This is a genomic window from bacterium (assembly GCA_024228115.1).
Classification (GTDB): Bacteria; Myxococcota_A; UBA9160; order UBA9160; family UBA6930.
Map to the genome: position 1 here is coordinate 1 of JAAETT010000096.1, position 5,356 is coordinate 5,356.

The 5,356-nt window shown below is 63.0% G+C and carries 6 protein-coding genes; 3 read left to right on the top strand and 3 right to left on the bottom strand.

The window, feature by feature from the left end; translation table 11 throughout:
* The first annotated feature begins 139 nt into the window (after positions 1–139).
* Together GY937_05045 and GY937_05050 are read left to right on the top strand one after the other, a co-directional pair.
* Positions 140–832 (top strand): hypothetical protein, encoded by a 693-nt coding sequence (locus GY937_05045; protein MCP5056077.1) that lies wholly within the window; start codon positions 140–142, stop codon positions 830–832.
* 45 nt (positions 833–877) lie between these two features.
* Positions 878–2,053, top strand: coding sequence for a beta-lactamase family protein (locus GY937_05050; protein ID MCP5056078.1), 1,176 nt, complete (start codon positions 878–880; stop codon positions 2,051–2,053).
* Between the two features lie 636 nt (positions 2,054–2,689).
* On the opposite strand, the gene GY937_05055 is transcribed toward GY937_05050, so the two are convergent.
* The gene (locus tag GY937_05055; protein MCP5056079.1) at positions 2,690–3,025 is read right to left on the bottom strand and encodes an adenylate/guanylate cyclase domain-containing protein; all 336 of its coding nucleotides are present in this window, start codon (positions 3,023–3,025) and stop codon (positions 2,690–2,692) included.
* Between GY937_05055 and GY937_05060 the strand changes: the two genes are divergently transcribed.
* The gene (locus GY937_05060; protein MCP5056080.1) at positions 2,981–3,286 is read left to right on the top strand and encodes a transposase; all 306 of its coding nucleotides are present in this window, start codon (positions 2,981–2,983) and stop codon (positions 3,284–3,286) included. The genes GY937_05055 and GY937_05060 overlap by 45 nt on opposite strands.
* Before the next feature lie 164 nt (positions 3,287–3,450).
* Here the strand turns inward: GY937_05060 and GY937_05065 are convergent, their stop codons facing one another.
* Both GY937_05065 and GY937_05070 read right to left on the bottom strand, forming a co-directional pair.
* Complete coding sequence (locus GY937_05065; GenBank protein MCP5056081.1) at positions 3,451–3,903, bottom strand: PEP-CTERM sorting domain-containing protein; 453 nt, start codon at positions 3,901–3,903, stop codon at positions 3,451–3,453.
* A 173-nt stretch (positions 3,904–4,076) separates the two neighbouring features.
* Positions 4,077–4,652: a hypothetical protein gene (locus tag GY937_05070; GenBank protein ID MCP5056082.1), complete on the bottom strand. Its 576-nt coding sequence runs from the start codon at positions 4,650–4,652 to the stop codon at positions 4,077–4,079.
* Between the last annotated feature and the right edge of the window lie 704 nt (positions 4,653–5,356).

Consider the following 5,356-nt stretch of genomic DNA (forward strand, 5'->3'; position numbering starts at 1 on the left):
CGAGTCCCGGGGCCCCAGTGGAAAGCGCCAGGCGCTTTCCACTGGGGCCCCGGGACTCGGCAGCGGAGAAGCCGGAATCAGAAGAGAAAGCGGACATTTCTACTTTGGAGAAAACCGGACATTTGTACTTTGGGCCGACATGCCGAGGGGGGGGGATCAGGCCCGTTCCCGGGCAGCCAACGGGCCTTTATCGGGGGTTGCCCTGCGGGAGCAGGGCCTCAGCCCGGCAAGCGCGGCCTTCCTGACCCAGAGCGCGATCTTGTGGTTCATCTTGGTTCCGGTGCTGTATCTCGGTGCTCGTGCGATGCAGATCTTCCGGCGTCTTGGACAGAGCGGCGTCGAGGTCGAAGTGCTTGAACTGGATGCCCTCGCTCCGTTCTCACATTTCGGTCTGCGCCTTGCGTCCTCCCTGCTGGGGGCTTCGGCATTTCCCGTGCTGCTGCTCCTCTTGAGTCGAGACGTGGGCGCGGAGCTCTTGTTCGCCTTCGCGCTCTTCGCTCCTACCTGGATCCTCGGGGCCGCGGCGATGGTCGTTCCTTCACTGGGAATCCACGCTGCGATCCGGGAGGCAAAGCGCGAGGAGCAGGGTCGTATCAGCCTCGCGATCCGCGGTGACCGCAGCGCGATGGCGGGCTCGCCCATCGCGCACGAAGCTGATTCCCTCTCCATCGTCGAACTTCTCGCCTACCGCGATCGCATTGCCGGCCTGCGCGAGTGGCCCTTCGACGCGCGGGTGCTTCGCCAATTTGGGCTCACGATGCTGATCCCTGTGGCATCCTGGGTTGCCGGTGCCCTCGTCGAGCGTGGGATCGATCGGATGATGGGCGATTGATCTGCTCGGAGTTGGCACGCAACCCATCGAAAGGGAGGAGCCACCGTGTCGAATGGCGAATCGGTAAGAATCAGCGGTAGCTGCGATCCTCACTTTGCAGGCGTGCGGGAGGAGTTCTCGAGAAATTTCGCGGAGCGCTCCGAAGTGGGTGCCGCGGTCAGCGTCTACAAGGATGGCTCCAAGGTCGTGGATCTCTGGGGCGGCGTGGTCGATCCCGAGACCCGGGAGCCCTGGGCCGAGGACACGATCGTCTGCATGATGTCGGTCGGCAAATCGATGGCGGCGCTCTGCCTGCTTCAGCTGGTGGATCGGGGTGCGGTCGCACTCGAGGCGCCGGTCGCCACCTACTGGCCCGAGTTCGCTCAGGCCGGAAAGGAAAAGACCACGATTCGCCAGATCCTCGGTGGGCAGGCGGGGTTGATGTACCCGGATCACGCGCCGGCCGACTCGATCTTCGACTGGGACGTGATGGTGGAGGCGCTCGCCAAGCAGAAGCCCGAATGGGAGCCAGGCACGCGCGGCGCCTATCATTCCAGCACGCAGGGGTTCCTGCTCGGTGAAGTCCTAGGGCGGGTCGATGGAAGGCGCTTCGATGCGTTCTTCGCAGAAGAGATTGCCGATCCCCTGGGTGTCGATTTCCAGTACGGGCTCTCCGACGAGGACATCCTCCGCGTCACCGATCTCATCCCCAATCGTGGCAGCACGACGTTCAAGGAGATGGCGACCCCGGGCACGAACTTGAACCGCGCGTGGCGCCCCCAGCCCAAGATCCGGGGCCTGGTGAATTCGGACGTCTTCAGGAAAGCCGTCTTCCCCTCCGGAAACGGCCACGGGAATGCTCGTTCCATCGCACGGATCTACGCTGCGCTGGCCGGCTGTGGCGAGATCGACGGAGTTCGGCTTCTCTCGCCCGAGCTGATCGACGAGCTGCGAAAGCCCGCCTGGGAGGGAACCTGCGACCTCACCCTTCGCCAGTTCCGGTACGGACTGGGCTTCTTCCTGAGCTCCTATCCAGACCCGGAGGCCGGAATGCACTTCACTCCGAACCCACGTTCGTTCGGCCATCTTGGCGCAGGCGGGGCCATCGGGTTCTGCGATCCGGAAGCGGATCTCTCCTTCAGCTACAGCCCGAATTTCATGTGTGCAGGGGCCGGGGTAGGCGATCGCTGCGAGGCGCTGGTCGATGCGACACTGCGCTGCGTACCCGGCTTGCTGGGTTGATCCCGGTCCCACTTCTTGAGCACTCCAGATTGGGATATGCTCGCTCCAATGGCTCAGGACATTCCGCTCCGTTGCACCTGTGGCTCCTTGCAGGGGGTCGCCCGAGGCATGTCGCCAGCCGCAGGGAACCGGGCTCTGTGTTATTGCAAGAGCTGCCAGGCCTTCGCCTTCTTCCTGGGGCGGGCTGACGAAGTCCTCGATGAGCATGGCGGAAGCGACATCTTCCAGACGACGCCTTCGCGAATCCAGATCACCGAGGGTGCGGACCAGCTGCGTTGCATGCAACTCAACGATGGCGGCCTCTACCGCTGGTACACGGAATGCTGTCGAGCGCCCGTGGGCAACACGATGAGTTCCGCCCAGGTACCGTTCGTCGGTTTGCTCTCCAGCATCATGGATCACGACGCGACTGGCCGCTCCCGCGATGAAGATCTCGGGCCAGTTCGCGACCGGGTCTGGGGCTCCACCGCTCGCGGCGACCGGGCGGACCTGGGTGCCTCGGACGGCTTCTCCTACGCTTCCCTGCCGCGCCTCTTCTGGATGATGCTGTCCCGGATCGGGCCTGATCGCTCCCGAATTCGGGCGCTTTGCCATCCCTCTACATGGCCGGACAGAGGAAAATCCCTCTTGATCTACCTATGCGCCCTCGCACGAGATCTGATCCTTCACGAGCGCCCAGGTCGTGTGGCTGATCAAAACCTTGCCCGGTTCGCAGTAGTCCTGGATACGTGCGGTGAGATTGGTCTGGTTCCCGATCGCCGAGTAGGCCGTTCGGCCCTCGGAGCCGAAGTCGCCGACGCTCGCAACTCCGGTGTTGATGCCGATTCGAATGCGAAAGGGCGTCTGGATGCCGTCGGTGTACCACTTCTCTCGCAGCTCCGACATGCGTCGCTGCATCGCCAGCGACATGCGCACGGCGCGGAGCGCATGGCCCCGGTCACTCGTGGCCTCGGGAGCCCCGAAGAAGATCATGATCCCGTCGCCCAGGGCGAGCCCGCGAACGCAGCCGAGATTCTTCCATGGGCCCATGTGGTGATCTCGAACCTCAAGACCTGGCTGCGCGGTACGTTCCACGGCGTCAGCCACAAGCACCTGCGCCGCTATCTCGCCGAGTTCAGCTACCGTTTCGATCGCCGTTGGCGCGAGGGCGAACTCTTCGGCTTCGTCCTGCAGCGCGTCGCCCGTGGCCAGCCGTTTCCCTACCGACAGCTCGTGGCGGAGGGAACGGCATAGGCAGAGGAAGCCGAACCAGTCGAGCCGAGGCTACGCACCCCTTCGATTCGACCCACTGATTCTCCGGAAGACCCGGAAAAGAAGCTGCGTTCTGGCGCAGCGCCCAAGCATGCGCATCATCTGGCAGACGGATAGCGGGGGAAATGGGTCCGGAACGGGCTCGATCAGCGACGCCGATATCCGAGAATCAGCAGCCCGCCGCCCACAAGCAGCGCGGTTCCCGGCTCGGGAACGGCCGAGATCTCCGTTTCGTAGTCCACTGTCGGCCCGGAGTCGACCATGAAGACCAGGGTTCGGCCGTCGACGGTCGTCGGGAACGAGGCGTAGAGGACGTCACTCGTGGCGTTCCCAGCGAGCGATCCGCCGCTGAATCCGAAGAGCACCGAGTCGGTCACGACCGCGGAGACGACGTCCGTCCCGCCTCCGGCAACGGTACCGCCGCCGGTCGGTGAAACGAAGTCAGGCAACGGATTGAACTCCGGAAGGATCGAGAGCGCGAACGCATTGAGCCCAGTGCCGGGATCCATCGTGATCGTGAACGCGAGCACGTCATCGGAGGCGCCAACGGTGCCGCCGAGGGTCGAGCCGCCGCTCGGCGTCCCTTCCGTCCAGCCCACGAAGTCGATCGTTCCAGAAGCGGTCCCAACCGTGAAGGCGACCGACGTATTCGCGAGCGTCAGCGGAAGCGCGCTCGCGGCGCCCGCTACGAGGGTCAGTACCGAGACAGGAGGGTGGTCCTAACCATATTTCGAATCTGCATCTGAATTTTCTCCCCAGGGAACACACCAAACTAGAAGTTCGAGAACGCGCTCCCATCACGAACCCGAGGAAAGCCGAAATTCTCAAGACGCACCCGCATGGACAACGCGAGGCCCGCAAGGCCCATCACCAGCAGGAGACCCGCACCGGGTTCGGGGACGGCACTAGTTACCAGTGTGCTGTTACCGACCAAGATCGAACCCCCACCGCCGGAACTGCAATAGGTCGAACCGTCGTTGGTGCCAAAAGCGCCGCACACATTCCCGAGAGGAGCGCCTGGGGCGGCCTGGAGAACCAGCCCCAGGACACCGACGGGAGTGGATTCCAGGATCAGCGACAACGTCGAGTCTGCACCCGACCAGGAGAGTGAGGCGATGTCGGCGAGGGTGAAGGTGGTGGGCGTGGGCAACCCGCCCGCACTGCTGGTCACCGTGAAGCTGAAGCCAACCACGTTCGCGACGGTGTTGCCCGTTGGGTTGTTCAACTCGATCTGACCGTTACCCGAGAAGTTGCCGGTTACGGTGAGGTCGTGAGTGTACGTGAGCGCCTGAGCGGTGATGGGAAGAGCGAATGCGACGAGCGCAACCACGAGAGCGAATCGTTTCACGGGAAATACCCTTTCAGTGAGAAGCAACAGTGAGAAGCAACAAGAATCCTCGGCAATGTCGGAAGCGAAAGCCCCGCCAAGACGGCCGAGTCGACCAATAAAAAGGGGAAGAGAAACCGCCTGGTGGCGGTTCCCCTTCCCTGCGAATTCATGCAGCAAGACTCGTGCCACTTGCGTCGCCCTAGTACTTTCAGGCATTTAGGAGCATGGAGCGGTGGCGAATGGGAAAGTTCTTTCCGCGCGGACGGAAGACCCCTTCCGTTGGGGTGCCTGGAGAGCATCCGCCACCGCGGCCTTCATTCTGGATCATGGGTCGGGGGACTTGAGGTCGCGCTTGCCGCTGGTCGCAACATCCGATGGGTGGCGGATGTTCTCGGGATGGGGTGCTCACTCTGCTTGCATTCATGCCTTTGCATTCCAGCACAGATGCAACCCAGACTTCTCACCGCCAGAGAACGTTGAACACTGCAACTAGAGAGAGGAGACGCGGGGCATGTCCAATGGCGACGAGCTTCTCGCCACGTAAGAGAAGGAGGTGTCTATAGGAGAAAGAAGCCCCGTTTTCACGCGATGTCGGCCCAAAGTACAAATGTCCGGTTTTCTCCAAAGTAGAAATGTCCGCTTTCTCTTCTGATTCCGGCTTCTCCGCTGCCGAGTCCCGGGGCCCCAGTGGAAAGCGCCTGGCGCTTTCCACTGGGGCCCCG